Source organism: Sphaerisporangium perillae (assembly GCF_023276435.1).
In the GTDB taxonomy this organism is placed as follows: Bacteria; Actinomycetota; Actinomycetes; order Streptosporangiales; family Streptosporangiaceae; genus Sphaerisporangium; species Sphaerisporangium perillae.
This window is the reverse complement of sequence record NZ_JALLPO010000015.1, coordinates 100,795-126,305: the sequence shown is the minus strand read 5'-3', so window position 1 is coordinate 126,305 and position 25,511 is coordinate 100,795. Positions and strand designations below refer to the sequence as shown.

Below are 25,511 nucleotides of genomic sequence, written 5' to 3'. Positions count from 1 at the left end.
CCCCTGTCCGGCGGACGCGGGCGATCACGCGAGCCTCACTCTCGGGTCGATGACCCCGTACAGGATGTCGACCACCAGGTTGATCAGGACGTACACGCAGCCGACGACCAGACCGACGCCCATGACGGCGGGCAGGTCCAGCGTCGTGGCGCTCTTGTAGGCGTACTGGCCGATGCCCGGTCGCGCGAACACCGACTCGACCAGCACCGTGCCGGACAGCAGGCTGCCGAAGGCGAGACCGGCCACCGTGATGATCGGGACGAGCGCCGAGCGCAGCACGTACCGGAACAGGATCACCCGGCCCGGCAGGCCCTTGGCCCGCGCCGCGCGCACGTAGTCCTGCCCGAGCACCTCCAGCACCGCCGACCGGGTGAAGCGGGTGAGCAGCCCGATCGTGTAGGCGGCGAGCACCAGCGCGGGGGTCAGCAGGTGGCCCACGGCCGAGGCGAACACGTCCCACTGCCCCGCGAGGGCGGCGTCGAGGGTGTACAGGCCGGTGACGCCCGGCGGGGCGTTCATGTCCGGGGCGATACGGCCGCTGCCCGGGGTGATCTGCAGCCGGAAGAAGAACACGTAGAACGCCACCAGCGCGAGCCAGAACGTCGGCACCGAGATGCCGACCAGGCTGAGGACGCGCAGCACCTGGTCCGACAGCCGGTCGCGGCGCAGCGCGGCGATGACGCCGAAGGCGACGCCCGCCACCAGGGAGATCAGGATCGCGCCGCCCGCCAGTTCGATCGTGGAGGGGACGAACTCCGCCAGATCGTCCAGGACCGGACGGTGGCTCTGCTGGCTCATGCCGAGGTCGCCCTGGACGAGCCCGCCGAGGTAGGTGAGGTACTGCACCGGCAGCGACTTGTCCAGGCCGTGCTCGGCGCGGAACTGCGCGACGATCGCCGGGTCGCCGAGCGCCCGCTGGCCGAGGTTGGCCGTCACCGGGTCGCCGGGGACGAGGTTGGTCAGGACGAAGGTGACCAGCGTGATCCCGAGGCCGAGCAGCACCGCGACGGCGATCCTGCGCAGCAGGAACCGCGCCAGAGGGTGCCGCACATGGCCGCTCCCGCGCCGGCGGGCGGCGCGGCTCCGCGCCGCGCCACCCGCCGGTTCGTCACTTGGCGCCGAGAGCTGCGACATCGACCGTCCACACCGGGTGGAACGCGAGGCCGGTGACGGACGCCGCCGTCACGATGTTCTGGCTGGGCTGGATCAGCGGGATGAACGGGCCGGAGGCGTTCAGCTTGTTCTGAATGTCGGTGTAGAGCTGCTTGCGCGTGTCGTCACCGATCGTGGTGGCCGCCTTGTCGCCCACGGCCTCCAGTTCCTTGTCGGCGCCGGCCTTCCAGCCGGCGCGCAGGCCGACCAGCTTGCCGGGGAGGAAGGCCAGGTAGTCGGTCGGGTCCGGGTAGTCCGGACCCCAGTACCACAGGCCGAGCTCCTCCTTGCCGTTGCGGTAGTTGTCCAGCGCGGTCGCCACCGGGGCGGGGGCGAGCTCGACGGTGATGCCGACCTCCTTGAGGTTGGCCTGGATGCGCTCGGCGAACGGCTGGAACGACAGCCCCTGGAGCGTTAGGTCGCTCGGGTACTCCAGCTTGATGCTCGGGTTGCTCACCCCGCTGGCCGCCACGGCCGCCTTGGCGCCCTCGACGTCCCGCTTGACGGCCTGGTCGGCGGGCAGCGCGCCCAGCAGCATCGTCGGGATGACGCCCGGCGCCTGCACCGAGCCCTCGCCGGCGAGTTCCAGCAGGCCCTGGTAGTCGACGCCCTTGCGGATGGCTTCGAGGATCTTGGGGTTGCTGGTGGTCTTGCTGACCGCGGCGTCCTGGTTGCTCAGCAGGAAGACGACGTTCGCCGAGGCGGTCTTGAGGGTCTGGAAGCTCCCGCCGACGCTCTTGATCTGGTCGCCGGACAGGTCGAGCGCGACCTGGCTGTCACCGCGCTGCACGTTCAGCTTCTGGGTGGCCGACTCGACGTTGCGGATGACGACCTTGGTGTAGGTGGGCTTCTTCGCGCCCCAGTACTTCGCGTTGGCCTTCAGCACCACCTGCGACTGGGTGTTGAACGACTCCAGCTCGTAGGGCCCGGAGCCGGCGGAGGCGCCGTTGAGGTACTGCTCGGCCTTGTCGGAGGCGTCGGCGGTGCCGCCGTGCGCCTTGACGACCTTGGAGTTCAGGATGCCGAGTGCCGGGTTCGGGAGGATGAACGGCAGCTCCGGCCTCGCGGTCTTGGAGGTCATCGTGACCGTCGACTCGTCGGTCTTGGCCACCTCGACCCCGTCGAGCAGGAAGGACGGGTTGCCCTTCAGGTCGCGGACGCGGTTGAGGGAGAAGACGACGTCGTCGGCGGTGACAGGCGAGCCGTCAGAGAACGTGGCGCCCTGCCGCAGCTTCAGCGTGAGCGTCTTGCCGTCGGCGGACTGCTCGTAGGACTCGGCGAGGGAGGGGAGCGGCTTGGTGACGTCCGAGCCCTCGAAGGTCAGCAGGGTGTCGTAGAGCGCCTTGCCGACGATCAGTCCGGTGGGCTCGTAGTTGCGGCCGGGGTCGGCGGTCTTGAGGGTGAAGGAGGCGTCCATCACCAGGGTCTTGCTCGTGCCGCCGCTGCTCTGCGGTGACGTGGTGGACGTGCTGCCACCGGAGCAGGCGGCGAGGGAGAGAGCGCCGGTGAGCAGGACCGGCAGCAGAGCCGCCCTCGCCTGCCATGCCGTACGGCGCCGCGGACGGGTCGCCATTCTGTGTCCTCCGGAATTGGTGCTAAGTAGACGATTGTCAGCGTGTGGTCCAGGATTGTCCGGTAGAACGTCCAGCTCATGGCAGTGTGCCGAGACGGATATAGCGCATAGGAAAGATGTATGACCGAAATGTCAAGCACGCCACCGTCCGGGACCGGGGTCCCTGGACGGATCGGCATCGGCCTCCAGCTTGACGCGACCCACATGAAGATCCTCGAGGTGCTGCGGGAGAACGGCCGCATCTCGGTGGCGTCGCTCGCCGAGCGGGTCGGGATCTCCCGGGCCAGCGCCTACACGAGGTTCGAGGCGCTCCGCGCAGACGGCGTGATCAAGAGGTTCACCGCCGAGGTGGACCACGTGCGGGCCGGGCTCGGCATCACCGCGCTGGTCTTCGTGACGGTGCGCCAGCAGATGTGGAAGCAGTTCCGCGCCCAGCTCGCGCAGATGCCCGAAGTGGAGTACTGCGCGATCACCACCGGGCAGCACGACGCGATGATCCAGGTCAGGATGGCCGACGTCGCGGCGGTGCACGCCCTGGTGACCGAACGCCTGGCGAGCATCCCCGCCGTCAAGGCCACCGAGACCGTCTTCATCCTGGACGAGGTCCTCAAGCGGCCCTACGTGCTGCCCTCCGACCGCCGTCCCCGCCAGGCCCCCCGCAGGCCCCCCGCCACCGATCCCGCCCAGCCTCCGCCCTCCGGCGTGCCGCTGGGCAAGATGCGCTTCGTCGGAGCGGCGGAGGGCCGCGCCGACATGCACAAGGACACCTGACCGGCGCCCTGGCCCCCTCCCCGCCGGGCGTCTAGGTTCGCCCTTCCCCCCGCCCGCTGGGGATCCGGTGTTCGGCGCCGGGGCGGCGGGAAGGAGTACGGCGATGCCGGCGCCGTTGTACGGCGGGCGGCGTGGCGTCCGTGGCGAGGGGGTCAGCGCGTCGGGAGCTCCTCGCAGACGCTGACCTGCGGGGTGTCGTCGCCGTCGAAGGTGAAGTGCTCGACCAGGCGCAGGCGGCCGTCGGGCAGCGACTCGATGCGGCTGTCGCTGCGTCCCGCGGCCCGGGGTCCGGCCTTGAGCGCGTGCACGTACATGAGCACGAGGCGGTCGTCGTCCCTGGTGCCGACGAACCGGCCCTGGACGACGGTGTCCCCGGTGTAGGTGCCCCAGATGACGCCGTCGGCCTCCTCGTACACGAACCGGGTCGGATCGTCGGCGTTCACCTCGCTCGCCGTCGAGCTGATCATGACGAACGTACGGCCGCTGAGAAGGTTACTGTCGCTCACGTCTCCGCATCGTGCCCCTCCGCTCGGCGGGCGCAACCGAGGCTGGACGTTTCGCTCACCCTTCCCGGAGTGGCGCGGTGATCCGTCTGCGGGCGATGGCCGAACAGAGCAATGATCTGTACGACCGACTCGGGGCTCGTTAGAGTAAGTGTTCACTGATGTCCACGTGGTGGAGTGAACATGGATCTTGAGGAGTACCGGCGGCAGGCCAGGGACTGGCTGGCGGCCAACGTCCCCGGCGCCCCCGCCGAGGGTTCCGCGGCCGAGGACGGCGTCGCCACGGCCAGGGAATTCATGGCCAGGCTCTACGACGCCGGCTACTCGGGCATCACCTGGCCCGCCGAATGGGGCGGTCAGGGGCTGACCCAGGCCGAGGACCGCGCCTTCGCCGCCGAGGCCGCCCGCGTCTCGCTCCCGATCTACGTGTTCTCCATCGGCCTCGGCATGTGCGGGCCCACGCTCGTCGACCTCGGCACCCCCGAGCAGAAGGCCCGCCACATCAGAAGGCTCCTGCGCGGCGAGGAGATCTGGTGCCAGCTGTTCTCCGAGCCCGGCGCGGGCAGCGACGTGGCCGCGCTCCAGACCCGCGCCGTCCCAGCCGACGACGGGGGATGGATCGTCAACGGGCAGAAGGTGTGGACCTCGGTCGCCCAGCACGCCGACTACGGCCTGCTGCTCGCCCGCACCGATGTGGAGGTGCCCAAGCACAAGGGCCTGACGATGCTCATCGTCGACATGCACGCCCCCGGTGTGACCGTCCGCCCGCTGAAGGACATGACCGGACGCGCCCACTTCAACGAGATCTTCTTCGACGACGTGCACATCGCCCCCGGCAGCGTCGTCGGCGAGGTCAACGGCGGCTGGAGCAGCGCGGTCACCACGCTCCTGCACGAACGGCTGTCGATCTCCAGCGGCGTCGGCATGAGCGGGCCGCGCGACAACCCCGCGTCCCTGGACGCCCTGCGCGAGGTCGTGGACGTCCAAGACCCCCTGGTGCGCGACCAGCTCGTCGAGCTGCACATCAGGAGCCGCGCGCTCGCGCTGTTCAATGCCAAGCTCTCCCAGGAGACCAAGGCCGGCATCTTCCCCGGCGCCCGGGGCAGCGCGGCCAAGCTGCTGCTCGCCGAGCTCACCAACTTCCAGGCCGACCTCGCCGTCTCGCTCGCCGGACCGCAGGCCCTCGCGTACGAGCCCGGCGGCGGCGGGCTGGCGGGCGCCATCGCCCTGGCCCCCGCCATGTCCCTCGGCGGGGGCACCAACGAGATCATGCGCAACATCATCGGCGACCGGGTGCTCAACCTGCCTCCCGAGCCCAGAGCCGACAAGAACGTGCCGTTCAAGGACCTGAAGGTGGGTACCCAGTCGTGATGCTCATCCTGTCCCCTGAGCAGCGGGAGCTCCGCGCCGCCGTCCGGTCCTTCCTCGCGGCCGCCTCGCCGCTCGCCAAGGTCAGGCAGGACATGGAGAGTCCCGACGGCTACGACCGGGCCGTCTACCGGCGGCTGAACGGCGAGCTGGGTCTGTCCGGCCTGATCGTCCCGGAGGAGCACGGCGGAGCGGGCGCCGGGCACGCCGACCTCGCGGTGGCCCTGGAGGAGACCGGCGCCGCGCTCCTGCCCGGCCCGCTGCTCGCCACCGTGTTCGCCGCCATCGTCCTGACCGAGGCGGCCGCGACGTACGACGGTCAGGCCGTCAAGGAGCTGCTGCCGGGCATCGCCGCCGGGACCACGGTCGCCACGCTCGCGCCGCTCTCCGGCGACCGCGGCGGCGTCACCGCCTCGGGCGGCACGCTGACCGGCCAGATCCCCGTGGCGCCGAACGGCGCCGAGGCCGACCTGCTCCTGGTCGTCGCACGCACGGGGGAGGGGGAGGCGCTGTACGCGGTGGAGGCCGGCGCGCCGGGCCTGTCCCGCACGCCGCTGACCACGCTGGACCCCACGCGCCGCCAGGCCCGCCTCACCTTCGACGGCACCCCCGCCCGGCTCGTCGCCACCGGCGGGCTCGACGTGAACGGCGACGCCCACGGGCACGTGCTCGCGCGGGCCTTCGACCTGGTGTCGGTCGCGCTCGCGGCCGAGCAGCTCGGCGTGCTGCGCGCCGGGCTCGACGCGATCGTCGCCTACAGCAGGATCCGCGTGGCGTTCGGCCGGCAGATCGGCTCCTACCAGGCGGTCAAGCACCGGCTCGCCGACATGCACTGCAAGCTGGAGCAGGCCGACGCGATCGTCCGCTTCGCCGCCTGGGCCGCCGACGAGTCACCCGGAGAGCTCCCCGAGGCCGCGGCCCTGGCCCAGGCGTACGTCGGGCGCGCCTGCTTCGAGGTCGCACGCGACCACCTGCTCCTGCACGGCGGCGTCGGTTTCACCTGGGAGCACGACGCGCATCTCTACTACAAGCGGGCGAAGAGCGACGAAGTGCTGCTCGGACCGCCCAGAACGCACCGCGCCCGCCTCGCCGAACTCGTGATCTGACCCGCCATCCGCCCATGAACCGATAGGAGTGCCCATGGACATCAGCTCCTTGCCCGGCTTCTACCGGATCGCCGAGGCCGACTCCGGCCGCAGGGCGGTCGTCGACACCGACGGATCGGTCACCACGTACGGCGAGCTGCTGGCGCGCGCCGACCAGGTGGCGCACGGGCTCAGGGCGCGCGGGCTGGTCCAGGGCGACGTGGTGGCGGGCGTCCTGCCCAACGGCATCGACGTCGTCGTGATGCTCCTGGCGACCGGGCAGATCGGCCTGTACTACGTCCCCGTCAACTGGCACCTGACGGCCGCCGAGATCGCGTACATCCTCAATGACTGCGACGCCCGGATCGTCGTGTACGGAGACGACGGCGGCGCGCTCGCCGGCGCGGTCAAGGAGGCCTGCGCCTCGGCGGGCGTTCCGGCCGAGGCCACCTACGCCGGGTACGCCGGCCTGGCCGAGGGGCAGCCGGCGACCACCCCTGATGACCGGTCCAGCGGATCGGTCATGTGGTACACCTCTGGCACGACCGGGTTCCCGAAGGGTGTGCAGCGGCGGCTGTCGGGCGCCGCGCCCGAGGACGCCGTCCCGCTCACCACATGGTTCGTCGGTGAGGTCTGCGACCTGCGGCCCGGTGACGCCGTTCACCTGGTCACCTCCCCGATGTACCACTCGGCGCCGTGCGCGCACACCATGATCGCGCTCAACCTCGGGCACACCGTCGTCATCACCGGCGGGTTCGACCCGGTGAACATCCTCGAGCTGATCGAGCGGTACCGGGTGACCAACGCGATGATGGTCCCCACGATGTTCCACCGCATGCTCCGGCTGCCCGACGAGGCCAAGAAGCGGTACGACGTCTCCTCGCTCCAGCAGGTGATCCACACCGGCGCGGCCTGCCCCGTGGCGGTGAAGAAGGCGATCATGGACTGGTGGGGGCCGGTGCTCTACGAGTACTACGGCTCCACCGAGTCCACGATCGCCTTCTCCGTCAAGCCGCACGACTGGCTGGCCCGCCCGGGCACCGTCGGCCGTCCCGCGCCCTCGTTCGAGGCCAGGGTCCTGGACGAGAACGGCGACGAGCTCCCCCCGGGCGAGCCCGGGATGGTCTACGTCAAGTCGTCCATGGGAGCCTTCGAGTACCGCAAGGACCCCGGGCGGACGGCCGCCAGCAAGCGCGGCGAGTGGTACGCGCCCGGCGACATCGGCTACCTCGACGAGAACGGCTACCTGTTCCTGTGCGACCGCCGCACCGACCTGATCATCTCGGGCGGGGTGAACATCTACCCCGCCGAGATCGAGGCCGCCCTGCTGGAGCATCCCGCGGTCGCCGACGTCGCCGTGATCGGCGTCCCGGACGAGGAGTGGGGGCACAAGGTGGTCGCGGTGGTCCAGCCGGCGCCCGGCACGCGCACCGGCCCGGAGCTGACCGCCGAGCTCCTGGACCACTGCGCCCCGCGCATCGCCCGCTTCAAGCACCCCCGCGCCATCGAGTACCGCGACGAGCTGCCGCGCACCCCGACGGGCAAGCTCTCCCGCTACAAGGTCCGCGAGGAGTATCTGCGCGGAACGTGACGACACCCCACGGCGCTTTACGAACCGGGCCTGACCGGCACCCTGCCGTCCCGGGGGCGGACGCGGTGCAGGTCCAAGGCGATGTCGACCAGCTCGACCCGGTCGAGGTCGGCCACTCGGCCGAGGTCCACCCACGCGGCCAGGTCGGTGCTGCCGCCGACCTCATGCCGCAGAGCGCCGCCGACGACCCGGGCCGCGTAGATGACGCGAAGCCCGTGGAAGTCGGCCTCGCCCCCGGCCTCGCGCGAAAAGCGCCGGCGGATCGTGTCGATGCCCAGAAGGTCGTCGATCGCGATGGTGTAGCCGGTCTCCTCCTCCGCCTCGCGGATGGCGGCGTCGAGGGGATCCTCGGCGTGGTCGATGCCACCACCGGGAAGCGTCCAGCGCCGTCCATCGGGCCCGACCCATCGAGCCAGCAGGATCTTCCCGTCGTCGATGCAGACGGCGTAGGCGGCCACCCTGAGCTGTTTGATGATCTTCTGTCCTTCGATCGTCACACCGACCAGGTCTATCACCTGTCGTCGCACGATGTACCGATCGCGGATGCCAGGCCATCCTGGCCGCGGGCACCGGTGCGCCACGAGCGTCGCCCCCTGCGACGGCCGGTGAGGCGCCACGGCCACGGGCCCTCTCAGGCGGGGATCCACTCCCGGAACGTGGTGATCTCGTCCAGGATCTCGGGGACGGGGGTCACGCCGAGGCCCGGGCCGGTGGGAACGGGAAGGTGACCGTCCTGCAGGACGAAGGGGTCGGTGACGTCGGTGGCGTAGTAGCGGCGGGAGGCGGAGGTGTCGCCGGGCAAGGTGAACCCGGGCAGGGCCGCGAGCGCCACGTTGGCCGCCCGGCCGAGACCGGTCTCCAGCATGCCGCCGCACCACACCGCCACCCCGTGCGCCCGGCACAGGTCGTGGATGCGCCGCGCTTCGAGATATCCGCCCACCCGCCCCGCCTTGACGTTGATGACGGAGCAGGCGCCGAGGGAGATCGCCGCGGCGGCGTCCCGGGCGGACTCGATGGACTCGTCCAGGCACAGGGGAGTCCTCAGCCGCTTGGCGAGCGCCGCGTGCTGCACCAGGTCGTCCTCGGCCAGCGGCTGCTCGATGAGCAGCAGGCCGAAGGCGTCCAGCTCGGCCAGGTGCGGGGCGTCCACGAGGGTGTAGGCGGCGTTGGCGTCCACCTGGAGCAGCAGGTCGTCGCCGAAGCGCTCGCGCAGCGCGCGCACCGGGGCCACGTCCCAGCCGGGCTCGATCTTGATCTTCACCCGTACGTAGCCCTCGTCCACGTAGCCCGCCACCGCGTCCAGGAGCCGGGGGATCGAGTCCATGATGCCCACCGACACCCCGCACGGCACCCGGTCGCGGGACGCTCCGAGGAAGCTCGCGAAGGAGGTGCCCGCCGCGCGCAGCTCCGCGTCCAGCACGGCCGTCTCCAGCGCGGCCTTGGCCATGCGGTGGCCCTTGAACGGCGCGAGCGCCCGCTCCGCGGCGTGGGCGCCGGCGTCCGGGAGCGCGGCGAGCGCCGGGATCAGGAACCGCCGCATGACGTCGGCGGCCCCGTCTGCGTACTCGGAGGAGTAGAGCGGCCCGGACATCGCCACGCATTCGCCCCACCCCTCGGCCTCGGGGGTGACGACCTTGACCAGCAGCACGTCCCGCTCGGTCTCGGTGCCGAAGGACGTCCGGAACGGCGACACCAGGGGCATCGCGACCCTGCGCAGCTCAACGCCGGTGATCTTCATGCGGGACGTCCCAGTTCGGCGTGGAACAGCCGCATCACGTTGCCGCCGAGGATCTTGCGGATGTCGTCCTCGGCGAGACCGCGCTTGAGCAGCTGCTCGGTGACCAAGGGCATGCCGCGGGGGCCGTCCAGGCCGGGGATGGCCGCGAGCGTGTCCAGGCCGGTGGTGCTCACCGGTTCGCAGGGCGGGGTCAGGTCGACCATCACCTCGCGCATGAAGTCGGGGCCGAGCCCCACGTGGTCGATGCCGGCGACGTCCGCGACGTGCAGGATGTGGTCGGCGAGCCGCTCCACCGTGTACCCCTCGGGCTTCTCCGACAGGAACGCCGCCAGGAAGTTGACACAGACCACGCCGCCGCCGGCGCCGACCGCGCGCAGTTGCTCGTCGGTGAGGTTGCGGTGGTGGTCGCGCAGGGCGCGGGCGGAGGAGTGCGTCGCGATGACCGGCCGGGTGGCGATCTCCAGCACGTGCGCCACGCCCGAGGCGCCGAGGTGGGAGATGTCGAAGACCATGCCGAGCCGTTCCATCTCCTGGAGCGCCGCGACGCCGTGGCTGGTCAGGCCGCTGCCGGTGGCGTCCTCCCCGCTGCCGTCGGCGAGCGGCGTACGGCCCCAGTGGGCGATCGAGGCGACCCGGACGCCGAGGCGGAACAGGGTGGGCAGCAGCTCGACGCTCGCGTCCAGGCCGGGCATGCTCTCGAGCGCGATGACCAGCGCGATCTTGCCGAGCGCGAGGGCCTCGTCGATCTCCCGCCCGTCGCGGCAGATGGCCACCTCGCCGGGGTTGCCCTCGGCCAGCACGTGGGCGCACTCGATCATCCGCAGGGTCTGGCGGAGCGCGCCCTCCGGGCGATAGTGGGCGTCGATGAAGACCGGGAGGACCTGCACGTCGACGCCGCCCTCGCGCAGCTGCGGCAGCCACTGCTCCCGGAAGAACGACGCCCACGTCCGTGGCGGCCTGGCCGAGACCGCCATCAGCAGGTCGTTGTGGGTGTCCGCCACGATGGCGTCCTGATGCAGGTCTGCGAACACTGATGGACTCCTTCTCCCCGCTGGTGCCCGGTCTCACCGACCGTATCCGCACTTCGGAGCGATCCGGTATCCGGGAAGGCCGGGCACCCGGGGGTCAGCCGAAGTCGTACGCCTCGCGGCGCGGCGCCCTGGAGATCCTGCGGTACACCGCCGCCGGGCGCGGCCAGTTGTTGGTCACCCTGCCGGCGGCGTTCTTGTACCAGCTGTGGCAGCTCGCCTCCCAGACGGTGCCGGCCATGGCCCGGTCGAGTGCGCGGCGCCAGGCGTCCATGGTGGCCTGCCGCACCTCCATCGGGCCGTGCGCCGAAAGCAGCGGCAGGCAGCCCATGATGTACCGGACCTGCGACTCGATCATGTAGATGATCGAGTTGTGGCCGAGGTTGGTGTTCGGCCCGTACAGCAGGAACAGGTTCGGGAAGTACGGCATGGCGATGCCCAGGTAGGCCTCGGCGCCGTCCTTCCACCTCTCGTGCAGCAGGTGGCCCTGCCGCCCGACGATCTCGATGGGGGCCAGGAAGTCGGTCGTCCGGAAGCCGGTCGCGAAGATGATCGTGTCGGCCTCGCGCACCGTGCCGCCGGCCGTCTCGATGCCGTGGGGGACGATACGGGTGATCGGGTCGGTGACGAGGTCGACATTCGGCCGGGTCAGCGCCGGGTAGAAGTCGTTGTCGATGACGATCCGCTTGCAGCCGATCGGGTAGGCCGGCGTCAGCTTGGCGCGCAGGGCCGGGTCCTGGACCTGCTGCTTGAGGTGCTCCTGGGCCCGGTTGGTGACCAGGCGCTTGCTCCAGCCGTCGACCAGCACCGGGTAGATGACGTTCTCGACGAACTGGAAGATCCGCTCACGGTTGGCGGCCTGCAGGAGCGGCACGTACTGGAAGGCGAGCCGCTCGCGCGGGCCGTACTCTCCGTCCACCTTGGGGATGACCCAGTTCGGGGTGCGCTGGAAGACGTCCAGGTGATCGGCGATCGGCGCGATGCGGGGGATGAACTGCGCGGCAGAGGAGCCGTTGCCGATCACAGCGACGCGGCGCCCGGTGAGATCGTGGCCGTGTTCCCAGCGTGCCGAGTGGAAGCTCGTCCCCTCGAATGACGACATGCCTGGTATGTCGGGCAAACGGGGCCGGTTGAGCTGGCCCACTCCGGAGACCACGACGTCGAACAGCCGCTCGTCCCCGTCGGCCGTCGTCACCCGCCAGCGGTTCACCGCCTCGTCGAACACGGCGCTCGTCACCTCGGTGTTCAGCCGCAGGTGCGGGCGCACGCCGTACTTGTCCGCGCAGTGCTCGAGATAGGCCAGGATCTCGGGCTGGGCCGGGTAGCGCCGCGTCCAGTCCCGGCGCTGCTCGAAGGAGAAGGAGTAGAGATGGGAGGGCACATCGCAGGCCGCTCCCGGATAGGTGTTGTCGCGCCACGTTCCGCCGATGCCGCCGGCCTTCTCGTAGATCGTGTACGAGGTGATCCCGGCCATCTGAAGCCGGATCCCCATGCACAGCCCGCCGAAGCCCGCCCCAATGATCGCTACCGTTGGTGCCATTCGCCAGCCCTCCGGGTGTCAGGACGTACTTACGGTAGATCGTGCCGGTAGTCTGCGCACGTGTCCCCGCCAGCCTTGTCCGCGATCATCGCGGAACTTGAATCCACGTATGACCCCGCTTGGGCGGAGCCCTGGGACGCTGTGGGCCTGGTTTGCGGAGACCCCGCACAACCGGTACGCAAGATCCTGTTCGCCGTCGACCCGGTGGCGAGCGTCGCCGACGAGGCGCTGGAGTGGGGCGCCGACCTCATCGTCACCCACCACCCGCTCTTCCTGCGGGGGACCACCACCGTGGCCGCCGACACCGCCAAGGGCGCGCTGGTCCACCGGCTGATCAAGCACGACATCGCCCTCCACACCGCGCACACCAACGCCGACGTCGCCGATCCCGGAGTCTCCGACGCCCTCGCCAGGGCCGTCGGGCTCTCTGGAGACCTGCGCCCGCTCAAGCCGGCGCCGGAGGACCCGAGACGCGGCCTCGGTCGCGTCGGCGAACTTGAGTCCCCGACGACACTCGGAGACTTCGCCGCCCGGGCCGCCCGGGGCCTGCCGCGCACCGCCTGGGGGCTGCGGGTCGCCGGCGACCCGTCCCGCCCGGTGCGCACCGTCGCCGTCAGCGGCGGCGCGGGCGACTCCCTGCTCGGCACCGTCGCCGCCGCCGGCGCCGACGTCTTCCTCACCGCCGACCTCAGGCACCACCCGGCCGGCGAGTTCATGGAGTCCGGGGCCTTTTCGGGCGGCCCGGCCCTGATCGACGCCGCCCACTGGGCGACCGAATGGCCATGGCTGCCACAGGCCGCCGAGATTCTCGCGTCCGGGTTGGCCGCCAAGGGGATTAATGTGGAGACGCGCGTCTCCGAGACGGTCACGGACGCCTGGACGACAACAGCACAGTGCGAGGATTAAGTGAAAGCAGCCCCTGAAGCACAGAAGCGTCTGCTCGAGCTCGCTGAGCTCGACGCCGTCCTCGACCGGCTGGCACACCGCCGCCGCACGCTGCCAGAGCTGGCCGAGATCGACGAGCGGTCGGCCAAGCTCGCCCGCCTCGCGACCGAGGTGATCGCGGCGGAGACCGAGGCCGGCGATCTCGCCAGAGAGCAGACCAAGGCCGAGTCCGACGTCGACGCGGTACGCGTCCGAGCCGAGCGCGACCAGAAGCGCCTGGACTCCGGGCAGGTCTCCTCGGCGAAGGACCTGTCCAACCTGCAGTCCGAGATCGTCTCGCTCCAGCGCCGCCAGGGTGACCTCGAGGACGTCGTCCTTGAGATCATGGAGCGCCGTGAGGCCGCGGACGCCGAGGTCGCCCGGCTGTCGGCCGAGCGCACCGAGATCGGCGCCGGCCTGTCCACGCTCGAGGAGAAGCGCGACGTCTCCCTGGCCGCCCTCGACAAGGAGAGCGAGGACGCCAAGGGCAAGCGCGGGGGCATCACCGCCGACATCCCCGCCGACCTGCTCGCCCTGTACGAGAAGCTGCGCGGGCAGTACGGCGTGGGCGCCGCCATGCTGCACGGCGGGCGGTGCCAGGGCTGCAAGGTGTCGCTCTCGATCGCCGACCTCAACCGCATCCGGGCCGCAGCCCACGACGAGGTGCTCCGCTGCGAGGAGTGCCGCAGGATCCTGGTCCGCACCCCCGAGTCAGGCCTGTGAACCTTGTCATCGAGGCCGACGGCGGCTCCCGGGGCAACCCGGGGCCCGCAGGATACGGCGCCGTCGTCAAGGACCCTGACGGCCAGGTGCTGGCCGAGGCGGCCGACTCCCTCGGAGTCACGACCAACAACGTCGCCGAGTACCAGGGCCTGATCGCCGGCCTGCGCTCGGCGCTCAGCCTCGGCGGCGAGGGCGCCACGGTCGAGGTGCGCATGGACTCCAAGCTGGTCATCGAGCAGATGGCCGGCCGCTGGAAGATCAAGAACGAAGGGCTGCGCCCGCTCGCGCACGAAGCCGCCGACCTCGCGCGCCGCCTGCGCGTGACGTGGAAGTGGATCCCCCGCGAGCGCAACCGCGACGCCGACCGCCTCGCCAACGAGGCCATGGACGCCGCCGCCCGAGGCGGCAAGTGGCAGGCCACGACCCTCCCCACCCCCGCCCTCACCGGTCAGCTGAAGGACCATGCCCCCGCCGCGGGTGCGGAGAGCCGTGCCCCCGCCGCCACCAGGCCGGCCGGGGAGCCGGTCGCAACCACCGCCGCGGCGTCCACCAGGCCCGGACCCAAGTCCGGCAGCGGCTGGATGGGCCCGGCGGCGACCGCCACGACGTTCCTGCTCCTGCGGCACGGCGAGACGCCGTTCTCCGTGGATCGCCGGTTCTCCGGCATCGGCGACCCCGAGCTGACCCCCAAGGGCGTCGCCCAGGCCGAGGCCGCCGCCGTACGGCTGTCACGCCCGCCGTACGAGCTGGAGGTGATCGTCAGTTCCCCGCTGCGCCGCGCCCGGGAGACCGCCGAGATCGTCGCCGCGCGCGCCGACTTGAAGGTCGCCGTGGACGACGGGCTGCGCGAGGTCGACTTCGGCGCGTGGGAGGGGCACACGTTCACCGAGATCCAGCGCCGCTGGCCCGACGAGCTGGCCGCCTGGCTCGCCGACCCCTCCGTGGCCCCGCCCGGCGGCGAGAGCTTCGACCAGGCGGCGCTGCGGGTGCAGGACGCCAGGGACCGCCTCCTGCTCGAGCACAAAGGCAAGAAGGTCCTGCTCGTCTCGCACGTGACCCCCATCAAGCTGCTCCTGCGGTTCGCGCTCCTGGCGCCCCCCGCCGCGCTCTACCGCATGCACCTCGACGTGGCGTCCCTGTCCACCGTCGACTACTTCCCCGACGGTCCCGAGTTGGTGAGGGCCTTCAACGACACCTCCCACCTTCGCTGAGGCAGCGGTGTGCGGCGGCGGCCACGGGGGCACGGACCACCGCCGCACGTGTCCCATTTGACCTGGTGATGCTTGTCACCGGGTTGGAGGCGACTTGTGATCCGATAGACTGCTACGACAGCGGACGAGTCGGCCGGGCGACCGCGTCGGGGCTCTCCAGCCCCGCCGAGGAAGGTCCGGGCTCCACAGGGCAAGGTGGTCGGTAACGCCGACCCGGGGTGACCCGCGGGACAGTGCCACAGAAAACAGACCGCCTCCCCTTCGGGGGAGGTAAGGGTGAAACGGTGGTGTAAGAGACCACCAGCGCCCACGGTGACGTGGGCGGCTAGGTAAACCCCACCTGGAGCAAGGTCAAGAAGGGATCCTCCCCGGAGGATCCCGCGCGCGGCGTTCGAGGGTGACCCGCCCGAGTCGCGCGGGTAGACCGCTTGAGGCCGCCGGCAACGGCGGCCCTAGATGGATGGTCGCCCCTTTGCACAGCAAAGGACAGAACCCGGCCTACAGGCCGACTCGCCCGCTGTTTAGCCTTCTACCAGGCGCAACGTCTGTTGGATGATCTCTAGTTCCGTCTCGGTTCCGTTTGCGGAACGGATCATGTTCTCGATCGTTCCTCGGCCTAGGTCTTCATCGCTCGGAAAGAGATGCCCGTAGGTATCCATGGTTTCCGCGATAGTCGCATGACCTAGTCGAGTCTGTATGACTTTCGGATCCGCTGCTCCCATCCCCCCAACACCGGTGGCAGGCCAGAAAGCCAGCACCCACGCCGCGACATCGTGGACGCCATCTTGTACGTGGTCCGTGATCTACAGCGCCAGCCCGCAGTCGACGATGAACCGGGTGAGCAGAGCGCGTTCACCGAATTCGGCGGCGAGCTCCGGGCTGGGCGGCCCGTCGAGCCGCTCCCAGGGCAACGCCGTGAACGCGGAGCGGACGACGAGGCTGCCGTGAAATCCGTACGCGACGTCGTTTGATGCCGACGGCTTTCCGTGCTCGGCCATTCCGTCCACGAAGGACGGTGCGAGCACTTCATGCAGCTCAGACAGCCGGTGAGCCGGGAACTGTCCAGCATGGACCAGACCTACGAGGAGCTGACCAAGGTCGAAGCCGATCGCATGCGGCGTCTGGAAGGAGACGTCGATGGCGACAAAGGTGTCGGGTTCGTCGGACGGCACGAGCAGGTTCTGCGGGCTTGCGTCACCGTGCGGCAGCGCCTGGGGCAATTGGTCGAGCCGGTCCATGATCTGGTCGATCCTTCCGGCGAGGGTCCGCAGGTCCGCTCGGAGGTGTTCGTCAACGGACGCGGCGACCACCGGATGTGCCCATAGGGCGTCATCCTCAAGCTGTGCAAGCGCCCCCATCAGCCGGGCGTGCCGGTACATGCGCAGCCCGAACCCGGGTGGCCTGCCGGCACCGGCGATCAGACCGGGATCCGACCGGCCGGCCGCCAAACCTCCGAGCAGCCGGGCGGCCCGTGCGAAACGCGGCACGTCCCACTCATCGGCGCTCTGCTGGATGTCTTCCATCCACAGCGCGGCGCGGTCGTCGCCGAGTTCGGCGAGGCGGTAGAGGCGGGGTACCCGCAGGCCGGTGGGCAGGTGGTCGACGAAGGTGGGCTCCCATGCGGCGAGCTCCATCCGCCACGGGAACTCGTCGACGAAGTCTTGCCGGGAGTGCTCGGGCACCAGGTCCAGGCGAGGCCAGTGCCGGGGGCTGTGGATGACCTTCAGGAACAGGCGGAACGGCTCGCCGTCATCGGTGACGCCGCGGATCCGCCGGAGCGCGCCCGTGGCGGGTGAGCCGAAGAGCGGATAGTCCACAACCTCGGCCGACCAATCCTTGACGGCAACGGCGCGGCCGAGTGCCTTGCTCACGATGTCGGCGAACTCGTCGTCGCTCACGGAGGCGGAGCCGATCAGATGGGTCGACATGGAGCCCCTCCGAAGATAAGGTTACCTGACTAGTAGGGATAGTAAGGCAACCTTATGACATTGGTCAACGACCCTGAGCACATTCTCGCGCTCCTTGATCGGGCGATGCGGGCAGCCAAGCGCGTCATGGAGGGACTGATGGCCGACCACGCGCCCGGCCTGCGGTCGTCCTTTCTGCGGGTCATGAACCTGATCCCCGCCGATGGAATCCGGCTGACCGACCTGGCCACTCGTGCGTCGATGACGAAGCAGGCCATGGGTGAGTTCGTCGCGACCCTGGAACAGGAAGGCTTCGTGCGAGTCTTGGCCGATCCGCACGATCGGCGGGTACGCCTCGTGACGCCCACGCCCCGGGGGATCGAGCTACAGAAGGCGAGCGCGGCAGCCATTGAGGAACTCGAGCGGGAGTGGCGGGAGCGGGTCGGCCCCCGACGGTGGGCCACCACGTGCGCCGTCCTGGCGGAGCTGGGCAGGTAGCCTGCGGGAGCCTTGTTCATCACTGTTCACATGCGTTGCGCCTGGTAGATGGCCCTATCGGGGGAGTAGCAGCAGGTCGGTCAACCCCTGCCGGAAGAACCCGGCCTGCAGGCCGACTCGCCCGCTGTCCCCCTTCCGACCGGTGATGATGAGCAGGTGCGGACCGGGTTCGTACTCCTGCATGTGCGCCGTGACCTCGGCGAGCACTATGTCGATGCCCCAGCGCTAACGGCTGTTCCGCTGTTCCTCAACCCCGGTTTCCCCGGGGGGATGAGAGGAGCCGGGCGACTGTTAGGCAAGGCTCAGCGGTGCCGACCAGCAGGACCTGTGTCCGGCAGGATGATCACATGACGGTGAAGAACGGCAAGCGGTGGAACCACAACATCCATTACCACCCCCGCATCCTGCGCGCGGTCCCCGATGGCGCCCAGCGCGCCCTCGATGTCGGCTGCGGCGAGGGCATGCTCGCCCGTGAACTGCGGCAGGCCGTGCCGCACGTCACCGGCATCGACCTCGACGCGCCCAGCATCGACCAAGCCCGCGAGTACCCGGACGACGTCGACTACATCCTCGGCGATTTCCTGACCCACCCCTTCGAGCCCGCCTCGTTGGACGTCATCGCGTCGGTGGCCACTCTGCACCACATGGACGCCGCCGCTGGGTTGGCCCGCATGCGCGACCTGCTGCGCCCCGGCGGCGTCCTGGCCATCGTCGGCTTGGCCCGTAGCGCCATGCCCAACGACCTGCCGCGCGACCTGGCCGGTGTCGTCGTCGGTACCTTCCATCGCGCCACGAAGGGCCACTGGGTGCATCCGTCCCCCATGGTGTGGCCGCCGCCGGTGACGTACCCGCAGATGCGAGCGTTGGCCGCCGAGATCCTGCCCGGCTCCCAGTATCGCCGTCACCTCCTGTTGCGTTACAGCATCATCTGGCGCAAGCCGCAGGACTGAGCAGGGTCAGCCGGCCAGGTCAACGGCGCGGCGGTCATCGGCCAGGTCGTCGCGCTCGACCGGGTAGCCCTCCGCGGGCTGCCCCGGATCCAGTGCAGCTTGAATGAAGCATTGACCTGTTTCACACTGGTCAACGCGGTGGCGTTGGTATGGCGGCTGCGGGGACGCGGCGGTGCAGCCAGGCCAGGACCAGAGCCGTGAGCACGGCGCTGACGGTGAGGTCGTAGCGGCCGCCGAGTCCGACGAGTGCGTCGAGCACGACGAAGAAACCGAGGATCCCCGTGACCACCCAGAGCCCGTCGCGTCCGAGCGGCCCCGTCGTGGCCCAGCGTCGGGCGGCCAGGACGCCGACCACGAGCGGTGTCAGGGTGGCGGCGAGTCCGGCCGGCCACGGCAGGCCCGTCGACGGGACCGCATAGACGAGCACGAAGTGCGTGCCGGTACAGACGAACGCCACGACGCCGAGCAAGCGCGGTCGAGGGCGACGCGAGGAAGCGCGGGCCAGGCGCGGCAGGCGCCGGGAGAGCAGCGCGGTCACCACGATCAGGACGCTGACCCCGAGCGCCACGAGCACCGGGCCGAGCGTTGGCCGCACGTGGTCCTCGTACACGAGGAACAGGACCAGCAGCATCGCGATCCCGGCGACGACCAGGCCGCGCGGGCGGACCCAGGCGCGGTCGCGGTCGCCCGGGAACAGCCACGTGACGACGAGGACCGACGAGCACACGCTCACCGCGGTATGGAAGGCGGTGAGATGCGTGGCGAGCAACAGGTTCGTGTGCCAGACCTGGGCGTAGTCGCCGATGCCGGTGTCGTGCGCGTATTTGGGGTCGAACCAGAACCGGTCGACCAGCGCCTCCTCGTAGACACCGTACGCCGCGCCGAGCAGAGCCAGTCCGGGCAGGACGAGCCCCCACCGGTGAGCCATCTCGCGGCACAGTAGCGCGCCGCTGCCGTAGAGCGCGACGAACAGGGCGAGGTTCCACGGCAGCAGCAGATCGAGCGGGGATGTCGCGGTCGACAGCACCTCCCCCAGGTACGGCGCCATCAGCAGCAGTGCGAGGACGGGACGCCAAGCCATGCGCCCATCGTGATCCTGATCCGGCGGCGCCCACAACGGACTTAAGTAGGCTTCCGCTCGACCAAAGTCGAACGGAACGGGCTACGCCAGGCTCGGACAAGCTGAAAACGGTCTTTCGGTCGCACCGATACCGAAGAATGGGTGACCGTCGGCTGGCTGACGTTTCGCTGGTTGGTAGCGGGTTCGGCGGGTCAGACGGCGTCGGTTCGCGCCGCGGTGACCACCACTGTCGCGTAACGCATCGTGAAGCCGCCCCCCACCGCGTCGATGGCGGTCCCGATGCCCGCCAGCGCGGCTTCCTTGCCGCGGGCTGGTCGCCCCTCTCGATCGATGAGTCGACCCTGCCTTCGTATGCTCGAATGTGTTACGGATGCATCGCCGGAGCGATGAAGCCTGTCGACGGCCGGGTCATCTACGTTGCGATTAACGCCAATGAGGATGCATCATTGTGCGCAATGATCGATTACCAAGGGCGCCTGTTCCTGCGTCATCCTCCAGGCCCGTGGCCACGGCCGCGGTAGAGCAGGGGATCGTACGCCCGATACGTTGAGGCGAGTCAGACAAGAGAGGCTCGCGGCGATGGAAGACGGTCGGCGAACGGTTTGGGCGTTCGTGGGCGAGGGCGGACGGTGGCCATCGGCGATCTTCAGCTCCCGGAGCCGGGCCGAGGAGTGGATCAGTGCCCGAAGTCTGACCGGGTTGCTCACCGAGTACCCTCTCGACGCTCCGATCTACGACTCGGCCGTTGACAACGGGTACTTCCGGCCGAGCAGACCGGAACACTCGGCCGCGGACTTCATCGGGCGGTTCACCAGCGCGCACCAGGCGCACGAGCACTACGAGAACGGAGCGCCCGGCTGAGATCGGGCCCACGTCATGGTTCGCGGCGTTAACCCGATTTCTCCTTAGGTGAGGCGATCACGCGGTGGTCGGACCGCACCCGGTGGTGGTGCGTTTCGCATTCCCCTGGTGCCCCGGTGGGTGACATGGGTGGCTGAGCACTGCTTATGTCGGAAAATCCGGTGAACGCTCGATAGTGGACGGATTTTCGGCTAATGAGTATTCGGCAATGGCATGGACTGGGAGTCGGGGTTTCTTTTCTTTATTGTGTTCGTCTGTTTTCTCTATCACTACGCCGGTGCGGCGTCACTGGTTCGCTGAATGGGTATTCCCTGGTCGCAGTGCTACCGCAGTGGCACGGAAAAGGTCCGATTCATCGGAATTCAAGCGATATGGGGGAACCGAGTGATTCCTCGGGAAACAGGTCCTTTCATAGGCAAGCGCGCGTGGACTCTGGCGTTCGCGACGGCGATCGCCGGTGGAGTCGTCGCGCTGTCGCTCCCGGCCACGGCCCAGGCCGGTACGGACGGTACGGAAGTGCGGAGCGTCCCGGGGCACCGGGTCGCTCACCAGGTCGCTCCCGCCGGCTTCGTCGCCGTCGCCAAGAACAGGCCCGTCGGTAACGACGAGGACGGCAAGAGGAAGTGTTGCGACGAGGACAGCAAGAAGAAGTGTTGCAAGGAGTGTCCTCCCGGACCTCCCGGACCTCCCGGCCGCAGCGCCGGCATCGACACGGCCTTCCAGGGCAACAACAAGTTCGTAGGCTACGCCCAGGGCAACGGCCCGACGTTCGTCCGGGACCCGAGGACCGCCTCACCCTGGCACGACGTCTCCACGTTGCCCGGGTATCCGGGGAACGCGACCGATGTCAGCCTGGCCGTGATGGGGAACAACCTCCACGTCACGGTGCTCAGTTCGACCGGTCTGATCCGCCAGACGACGTGCACGGTCAACCCCACGCCCGGCACTGGTGGCAACCCGGCCTGGCCGGGCAACTGCAGCTCGTTCCAGGAGCTCACCCCGCCGCTCTAGGCCCGGCGCGGGCTGACGTAACGACAGCGCGTGCCGCATCTGGGGGTGTCCCGGATGCGGCACCGCCGTGCACGGTGCGGACCGCCGGGGGGCGGCGGCTCAGGCGCTGATGACCATGCCGTGCGGCACCAGCAGGAAGACCTTGTGCGCGATGCGGTCCATGTCCCCGCGGCGGCCGAAGACCAGCCCGGCCGCGAAGTCGACCAGAGACTTGGCGTCGGCGTCCGACATGCCGGTGAGGTCCATCACCACCGGCAGTCCCTTGCGGAAGAAGTGCCCGACGTAGAGAGCCTCGTTGTAGTCCTGAGGTCGCAGCGTCTTCACCAGCGCCAGATCCGGCCGGGGACCCGTGTAGGTCCTCGAGAACTCGTGCTCATCAGGACCGCTGGTCCGTGCTTCTGCCACGCCGCGACCGTAACACCCAAAGACGGCCCACAGGGGGCGCACGGGTCAAAACCCCTCGAAGGGGTCAGTGACTACGAGCAAGGTCATTCTCCTTCACTAGTCGCACTGCCCACAGACGGTGGGCAGCGCCCCGGCCCGTGCCGTGTCGCTCCCGTGCTGCCGGAGTCAGCGGGCGTCCCACTCGCTGAGGATCCGGGCCTCCTTGTCGGGCGCGATGCCATGCCGCTGCCAGGAGGCGAACCGGGCCTCCAGGGCGGCGTGGTCGCGATCCTTCAGCCAGTCCCAGGTGTCCCGCACGGTCTCGGCGACAGGGCGGCACCGCAGCCCCGCGGCCTCGGCCTTCGCGGTCGACGAGCTCCACACCCCCGCGGCGTCGGAGATCGGGGTCCACAGCGGCAGCTCCTGCCAGGGCTGCACTTCGCGGTCGAGCAGGAAACCGTCCGCCACCCAGACCAGCTCGGCGCCCGACCCGGTCACCTCGGCGCAGTCCGCCAGCCACCGGCCGAAGGTGGTGTTCCCGGCGGGTCCGGTGGTGAAGAAGCGGTCGTTCACCCCCTTTGCGGCCTGGTCAAGCGTGAAGCTCGCGATGTCACGCGCGTCGATGAGCTGCATGGGGAGGTCGGGGTCACCAGGGGCCAGCACGCGGCCGCCGCGGGCGACGCGGCGCAACCACCAGGGCAGCCGGCCGACGTTCTCCCACGGGCCGAGGATCAGCCCCGGCTGCATGATCAGCGCGTTGCCCTCGAAGTAGCGCTCCACGGCCCGCTCGCAGCCGGCCTTCAGCACCCCGTAGTCACCGTCGTCCGGACCGGCGTCCGGCGAGCACTCCCACCGCGGCGAGGACTCGTCGGTCTGCTTGGACGGCCAGTCTGCGACGGCCGAGATGCTGGAGATGAACGCGTAAGTGCCCGCGTGACCCGAAAGGACGCGGGCCGACTCGGCGACCACGCGGGGCGTGAAGCCGCACACGTCCACGACGGCGTCCCACTCGCCGCCCGCCGCCAGCGCTTCGAGGTCGTCCCTGACCTCCCGGTCGCCCCGGACGGCCCGCACTCCCGGCAGATCCTCGCCCGACCTGCCCCTGTTGAACGTCGTGACCTCATGCCCCTGCCGCAGCGCTTCCTCAACGATCGCCCGTCCGAGGAACACCGAACCACCCATCACCAGAATTCTCATGGCGACCACTCTCGGGCTTGCGACCCCCTCGTGCCGAGACCTTTCACCGGCAGCGGATCCGCTGCGAGCTGACAGGCGGCGCCGGCCGGACGTCCCGGCCGCACCTCAGAGCGGGCAGGTGGCCACCGGGTTGAACCCCTCGCGGTCGAGCACGTGCACGCGGGCGGCGCCGATGTCGAAGTACAGTCCGACGAGCTGCAGCCGGCCGGCCCCCTCCAGGCGGGCCACCGACGGGTAGGTGCGCAGGTTGTCGAGCTGCTGGGCCACGTTCACCCGGCAGAGCCGGTCGAGTGGTCCCTGGTCCTCACCGGTGTGGTCGGACAGGATGTAGCGGGCGAGCGTGTGGTCGCCGTGCCGCAGCCAGCGGCCCAGGCCCGGCAGGCCGCTCGCGTTCTCGCCGGCGCTGAGCAGGGCCGCCATCGCGCCGCACCGGGAGTGCCCGCAGATCGTGATCGTCGAGACGTTGAGCACCGCTGTGGCGTACTCGATGGCCGCCACGACCGAGTCGTCGGGCGGCGACGTGCCGTGCCTTGGCACGAGGTTGCCGATGTTGCGCACCGTGAACAGGTCGCCCGGACCGCTCGAGGTGATCAGATTGGGCACCACGCGGGAGTCGGCGCAGGTGATGAACAGGTTGGAGGTCTCCTGCGTGCGCGCCATGCGGGTGAGGAACGGCCGGACCAGGGGCGCGGTGCGCCGCTGGAAGTCCACCGTGCCCGCCAGCAGGTCGGGCACTGCGCTCGACCCCGTCGCCGGCCCGCCGGCCTCGGTCCGGGCCGGCATCCACACGTTGCCGTGGCGGACGGGGATCCGCGACAGCGGCCCGCCTCGCCGGTACGCCCGGGGGAGCCACCAGCGCTCGGGCGCCCGCGGCGGCGTCTTGGCCGCCGAGACGCGCGTCCCGCTCGCCGCCGAGGTGTACCACTCGTCGTGGATCTCGTCGATGGCGATGGTGCCGCCGGTGCGCTCGTGCTCCAGGCGCCAGCCGTGCAGGGCCTCGAAGGCGGCGTTGTCCATGAAGTCGACGTTGAGGTCGAGGTCGACCGCGGCGCCCGCGGGGATGGCCCGCAGGTTGGAGGTGAGGCTCGGCACGCTCACGAAGGTGAGCGATCCGGTCACCACGACGTGCCAGCGGTCGTCCGGCTCCAGGCGCACCTGAACCGACACCCTGGTGAGGCGGCGCAGGGCGAAGAGCCCGGCGAGGCCGAGGCCGAGCAGCACCCCCTCGGCGAGGCCGATCACCACGACCGCGCCCATGGTGAGCACGTAGATCGGGAGCTCCCCGTGCCCGTGCAGCCCGCGCATCGTGCCGAGGTTGACCATGCGGACGCCGATGAAGACGAGCAGGGCCGCCAGCGCCTCCAGCGGGATCAGCGTCACGCTCCAGCCGAAGCAGACCGCGAACAGCAGCACCCACACGCCGTGCAGGATGGCCGACCATCGGCTGCGCGCCCCCGCGCGCACGTTCGTGGTGGTACGGACGATCACCCCGGCGACCGGCAGGCCGCCGAGCGCTCCCGACACCAGATTCGCCAGGCCCTGCCCGGTCAGCTCGCGGTCGAGGTCGGCACGCGGGCCGTCGTGCAGGCGGTCGGCCGCCACCGAGCACAGCAGCGACTCCACGCCGGCGAGGAGGGCGACCAGCAGCACGGCCCCGGCGATGCCGTGCCAGTCGCCGCGCGGCAGCACCGGCGTCGCCCAGTCGGCGAACCCCTTGGACAGGTCGGCGCGGGCGATGTCCCAGCCCAGCACGCCGGCCGTCAGCGCGGCGATCGCCAGCGCCGCCAGCGGGGCCGGGACCACGTTGAGGCGCGGCAGGCGAGGCCACAGAACGAGCACCGCGATGGTCAGCACGCCCACCGCCACCGCGTGGCTGTGGTTGTTCGCGATCTGGTTCGGCAGCTCCAGGAGGTTCTCCACGGCCGACTTCTGCGGCTGCCCGCCGAGCACCACGTGCAGCTGCGAGAGGGCGATCACCACGCCGACCCCGGCGAGCATGCCGTGGACCACGGCGGGTGACACGGCGAGCGCCGTCCTCGCCACCTTGAACCTGCCGAGCACGATCTGCAGCACGCCCGCCATCAGCGTGATCATGCAGGTGGCACGCCAGCCGTACGTGCGGACGAGCTCGGCCACGACGAGGGCGAGGCCGGCCGCGGGACCGCTGACCTGGACGACCGAGCCGCCGAGCGGCCCGGCCACCAGGCCGCCGACGACGGCGGCGACCAGGCCGGCGATGAGCGGCGCCCCGCAGGTGACGGCGATGCCGAGCGAGAGGGGGACGGCGACCAGGAAGACCACCAGCGAGGCCGGGAGGTCATGCCGGAGCACCGATCGAATACGTTCTGTACTGGTGCAAGCACGTTCCGTGTCCGCGGTCATGGTGCGACCATACGACGCGGCGGCCACCGGATT

At 70.2% G+C, this 25,511-nt stretch carries 24 protein-coding genes and 1 other RNA gene; 12 read left to right on the top strand and 13 right to left on the bottom strand.

What is annotated here, in order from left to right; genetic code table 11:
- Positions 1–24: 24 nt before the first annotated feature.
- Both MYF83_RS16730 and MYF83_RS16725 read right to left on the bottom strand, forming a co-directional pair.
- The gene (locus tag MYF83_RS16730) at positions 25–1,050 is read right to left on the bottom strand and encodes an ABC transporter permease (RefSeq protein ID WP_248961320.1); all 1,026 of its coding nucleotides are present in this window, start codon (positions 1,048–1,050) and stop codon (positions 25–27) included.
- A 58-nt stretch (positions 1,051–1,108) separates the two neighbouring features.
- On the bottom strand, positions 1,109–2,725 hold the full coding sequence (locus MYF83_RS16725; RefSeq protein WP_248961319.1) for an ABC transporter substrate-binding protein: 1,617 nt from the start codon (positions 2,723–2,725) through the stop codon (positions 1,109–1,111).
- Positions 2,726–2,845: 120 nt separating this feature from the next.
- On the opposite strand from MYF83_RS16725, the gene MYF83_RS16720 reads away from it, so the two are divergent.
- Positions 2,846–3,496, top strand: a complete 651-nt coding sequence (locus MYF83_RS16720; RefSeq protein WP_248961318.1) for an Lrp/AsnC family transcriptional regulator — start codon at positions 2,846–2,848, stop codon at positions 3,494–3,496.
- 152 nt (positions 3,497–3,648) lie between these two features.
- On the opposite strand, the gene MYF83_RS16715 is transcribed toward MYF83_RS16720, so the two are convergent.
- Positions 3,649–4,002, bottom strand: coding sequence for an avidin-fold protein (locus tag MYF83_RS16715; RefSeq protein WP_248961317.1), 354 nt, complete (start codon positions 4,000–4,002; stop codon positions 3,649–3,651).
- 180 nt (positions 4,003–4,182) lie between these two features.
- Between MYF83_RS16715 and MYF83_RS16710 the strand changes: the two genes are divergently transcribed.
- The 3 genes from MYF83_RS16710 to MYF83_RS16700 are packed head-to-tail and all read left to right on the top strand — an operon-like array spanning position 4,183 to position 8,043.
- The gene (locus MYF83_RS16710; protein ID WP_248961316.1) at positions 4,183–5,370 is read left to right on the top strand and encodes an acyl-CoA dehydrogenase family protein; all 1,188 of its coding nucleotides are present in this window, start codon (positions 4,183–4,185) and stop codon (positions 5,368–5,370) included.
- The gene (locus MYF83_RS16705) at positions 5,370–6,473 is read left to right on the top strand and encodes an acyl-CoA dehydrogenase family protein (protein WP_248961381.1); all 1,104 of its coding nucleotides are present in this window, start codon (positions 5,370–5,372) and stop codon (positions 6,471–6,473) included. Before MYF83_RS16710 ends, MYF83_RS16705 begins: the two co-directional genes overlap by 1 nt.
- A 34-nt stretch (positions 6,474–6,507) precedes the next feature.
- The gene (locus MYF83_RS16700) at positions 6,508–8,043 is read left to right on the top strand and encodes an AMP-binding protein (RefSeq protein ID WP_248961315.1); all 1,536 of its coding nucleotides are present in this window, start codon (positions 6,508–6,510) and stop codon (positions 8,041–8,043) included.
- Between the two features lie 17 nt (positions 8,044–8,060).
- Here the strand turns inward: MYF83_RS16700 and MYF83_RS16695 are convergent, their stop codons facing one another.
- The 4 genes from MYF83_RS16695 to MYF83_RS16680 form a co-directional block, all read right to left on the bottom strand.
- On the bottom strand, positions 8,061–8,570 hold the full coding sequence (locus tag MYF83_RS16695) for an NUDIX hydrolase (RefSeq protein WP_248961314.1): 510 nt from the start codon (positions 8,568–8,570) through the stop codon (positions 8,061–8,063).
- A gap of 104 nt (positions 8,571–8,674) precedes the next feature.
- Positions 8,675–9,781, bottom strand: coding sequence for an o-succinylbenzoate synthase (gene menC, locus MYF83_RS16690; RefSeq protein ID WP_248961313.1), 1,107 nt, complete (start codon positions 9,779–9,781; stop codon positions 8,675–8,677).
- The gene (locus MYF83_RS16685; protein ID WP_248961312.1) at positions 9,778–10,812 is read right to left on the bottom strand and encodes a dipeptidase; all 1,035 of its coding nucleotides are present in this window, start codon (positions 10,810–10,812) and stop codon (positions 9,778–9,780) included. Before MYF83_RS16685 ends, menC begins: the two co-directional genes overlap by 4 nt.
- Before the next feature lie 94 nt (positions 10,813–10,906).
- Positions 10,907–12,349: a flavin-containing monooxygenase gene (locus tag MYF83_RS16680; RefSeq protein ID WP_248961311.1), complete on the bottom strand. Its 1,443-nt coding sequence runs from the start codon at positions 12,347–12,349 to the stop codon at positions 10,907–10,909.
- Positions 12,350–12,409: 60 nt separating this feature from the next.
- On the opposite strand from MYF83_RS16680, the gene MYF83_RS16675 reads away from it, so the two are divergent.
- The 4 genes from MYF83_RS16675 to rnpB all read left to right on the top strand — a co-directional run bounded on the left by MYF83_RS16675 (position 12,410) and on the right by rnpB (position 15,724).
- Positions 12,410–13,255, top strand: a complete 846-nt coding sequence (locus MYF83_RS16675) for a Nif3-like dinuclear metal center hexameric protein (RefSeq protein WP_248961310.1) — start codon at positions 12,410–12,412, stop codon at positions 13,253–13,255.
- Positions 13,256–13,996 (top strand): zinc ribbon domain-containing protein, encoded by a 741-nt coding sequence (locus tag MYF83_RS16670; RefSeq protein ID WP_248961309.1) that lies wholly within the window; start codon positions 13,256–13,258, stop codon positions 13,994–13,996. It abuts the gene before it with no gap.
- Positions 13,993–15,207 carry a bifunctional RNase H/acid phosphatase gene (locus MYF83_RS16665; RefSeq protein ID WP_248961308.1) on the top strand — a complete coding sequence of 405 codons (1,215 nt, stop codon included), beginning with the start codon at positions 13,993–13,995 and terminating at the stop codon, positions 15,205–15,207. The genes MYF83_RS16670 and MYF83_RS16665 overlap by 4 nt, the downstream gene beginning before the upstream one ends.
- A 125-nt stretch (positions 15,208–15,332) precedes the next feature.
- Positions 15,333–15,724: RNase P RNA component class A (rnpB, locus tag MYF83_RS16660), an RNA gene on the top strand.
- Positions 15,725–16,010: 286 nt separating this feature from the next.
- On the opposite strand, the gene MYF83_RS16655 is transcribed toward rnpB, so the two are convergent.
- A complete protein-coding gene (locus tag MYF83_RS16655; protein WP_248961307.1) occupies positions 16,011–17,135 on the bottom strand; it encodes an aminoglycoside phosphotransferase/kinase family protein in 1,125 nt (374 codons plus the stop codon).
- Between the two features lie 138 nt (positions 17,136–17,273).
- Here MYF83_RS16655 and MYF83_RS16650 point away from each other — a divergent pair, with 138 nt between their 5' ends.
- Positions 17,274–17,612 (top strand): MarR family transcriptional regulator, encoded by a 339-nt coding sequence (locus MYF83_RS16650; RefSeq protein ID WP_248961306.1) that lies wholly within the window; start codon positions 17,274–17,276, stop codon positions 17,610–17,612.
- A 54-nt stretch (positions 17,613–17,666) separates the two neighbouring features.
- On the opposite strand, the gene MYF83_RS16645 is transcribed toward MYF83_RS16650, so the two are convergent.
- The gene (locus MYF83_RS16645) at positions 17,667–17,819 is read right to left on the bottom strand and encodes a hypothetical protein (RefSeq protein WP_248961305.1); all 153 of its coding nucleotides are present in this window, start codon (positions 17,817–17,819) and stop codon (positions 17,667–17,669) included.
- Positions 17,820–17,959: 140 nt separating this feature from the next.
- Between MYF83_RS16645 and MYF83_RS16640 the strand changes: the two genes are divergently transcribed.
- Positions 17,960–18,562 (top strand): class I SAM-dependent methyltransferase, encoded by a 603-nt coding sequence (locus tag MYF83_RS16640; protein ID WP_248961304.1) that lies wholly within the window; start codon positions 17,960–17,962, stop codon positions 18,560–18,562.
- Between the two features lie 130 nt (positions 18,563–18,692).
- On the opposite strand, the gene MYF83_RS16635 is transcribed toward MYF83_RS16640, so the two are convergent.
- Positions 18,693–19,643, bottom strand: a complete 951-nt coding sequence (locus MYF83_RS16635; RefSeq protein WP_248961303.1) for a hypothetical protein — start codon at positions 19,641–19,643, stop codon at positions 18,693–18,695.
- A 579-nt stretch (positions 19,644–20,222) separates the two neighbouring features.
- Here MYF83_RS16635 and MYF83_RS16630 point away from each other — a divergent pair.
- Positions 20,223–20,504: a DUF7710 domain-containing protein gene (locus tag MYF83_RS16630; RefSeq protein WP_248961302.1), complete on the top strand. Its 282-nt coding sequence runs from the start codon at positions 20,223–20,225 to the stop codon at positions 20,502–20,504.
- 384 nt (positions 20,505–20,888) lie between these two features.
- A complete protein-coding gene (locus tag MYF83_RS16625) occupies positions 20,889–21,515 on the top strand; it encodes a hypothetical protein (RefSeq protein WP_248961301.1) in 627 nt (208 codons plus the stop codon).
- Between the two features lie 99 nt (positions 21,516–21,614).
- On the opposite strand, the gene MYF83_RS16620 is transcribed toward MYF83_RS16625, so the two are convergent.
- The 3 genes from MYF83_RS16620 to MYF83_RS16610 form a co-directional block, all read right to left on the bottom strand.
- The gene (locus MYF83_RS16620; RefSeq protein WP_248961300.1) at positions 21,615–21,920 is read right to left on the bottom strand and encodes a cell division protein SepF; all 306 of its coding nucleotides are present in this window, start codon (positions 21,918–21,920) and stop codon (positions 21,615–21,617) included.
- 165 nt (positions 21,921–22,085) lie between these two features.
- Positions 22,086–23,096 (bottom strand): NAD-dependent epimerase/dehydratase family protein, encoded by a 1,011-nt coding sequence (locus MYF83_RS16615; RefSeq protein WP_248961299.1) that lies wholly within the window; start codon positions 23,094–23,096, stop codon positions 22,086–22,088.
- A gap of 105 nt (positions 23,097–23,201) precedes the next feature.
- Positions 23,202–25,478, bottom strand: a complete 2,277-nt coding sequence (locus MYF83_RS16610) for a SulP family inorganic anion transporter (RefSeq protein ID WP_279339623.1) — start codon at positions 25,476–25,478, stop codon at positions 23,202–23,204.
- Positions 25,479–25,511 lie beyond the last annotated feature (33 nt).

Coding starts and splice junctions, on each gene's coding strand:
- MYF83_RS16725 (WP_248961319.1), bottom strand. CDS start 2,725: ATGGCGACCCGTCCGCGGCGCCGTACGGCATGGCAGGCGAGGGCGGCT.
- MYF83_RS16720 (WP_248961318.1), top strand. CDS start 2,846: ATGACCGAAATGTCAAGCACGCCACCGTCCGGGACCGGGGTCCCTGGA.
- MYF83_RS16710 (WP_248961316.1), top strand. CDS start 4,183: ATGGATCTTGAGGAGTACCGGCGGCAGGCCAGGGACTGGCTGGCGGCC.
- MYF83_RS16705 (WP_248961381.1), top strand. CDS start 5,370: ATGCTCATCCTGTCCCCTGAGCAGCGGGAGCTCCGCGCCGCCGTCCGG.
- MYF83_RS16700 (WP_248961315.1), top strand. CDS start 6,508: ATGGACATCAGCTCCTTGCCCGGCTTCTACCGGATCGCCGAGGCCGAC.
- menC (WP_248961313.1), bottom strand. CDS start 9,781: ATGAAGATCACCGGCGTTGAGCTGCGCAGGGTCGCGATGCCCCTGGTG.
- MYF83_RS16680 (WP_248961311.1), bottom strand. CDS start 12,349: ATGGCACCAACGGTAGCGATCATTGGGGCGGGCTTCGGCGGGCTGTGC.
- MYF83_RS16655 (WP_248961307.1), bottom strand. CDS start 17,135: ATGTCGACCCATCTGATCGGCTCCGCCTCCGTGAGCGACGACGAGTTC.
- MYF83_RS16650 (WP_248961306.1), top strand. CDS start 17,274: ATGGCCGACCACGCGCCCGGCCTGCGGTCGTCCTTTCTGCGGGTCATG.
- MYF83_RS16640 (WP_248961304.1), top strand. CDS start 17,960: ATGACGGTGAAGAACGGCAAGCGGTGGAACCACAACATCCATTACCAC.
- MYF83_RS16635 (WP_248961303.1), bottom strand. CDS start 19,643: ATGGCTTGGCGTCCCGTCCTCGCACTGCTGCTGATGGCGCCGTACCTG.
- MYF83_RS16630 (WP_248961302.1), top strand. CDS start 20,223: ATGGAAGACGGTCGGCGAACGGTTTGGGCGTTCGTGGGCGAGGGCGGA.
- MYF83_RS16615 (WP_248961299.1), bottom strand. CDS start 23,096: ATGAGAATTCTGGTGATGGGTGGTTCGGTGTTCCTCGGACGGGCGATC.
- MYF83_RS16610 (WP_279339623.1), bottom strand. CDS start 25,478: ATGACCGCGGACACGGAACGTGCTTGCACCAGTACAGAACGTATTCGA.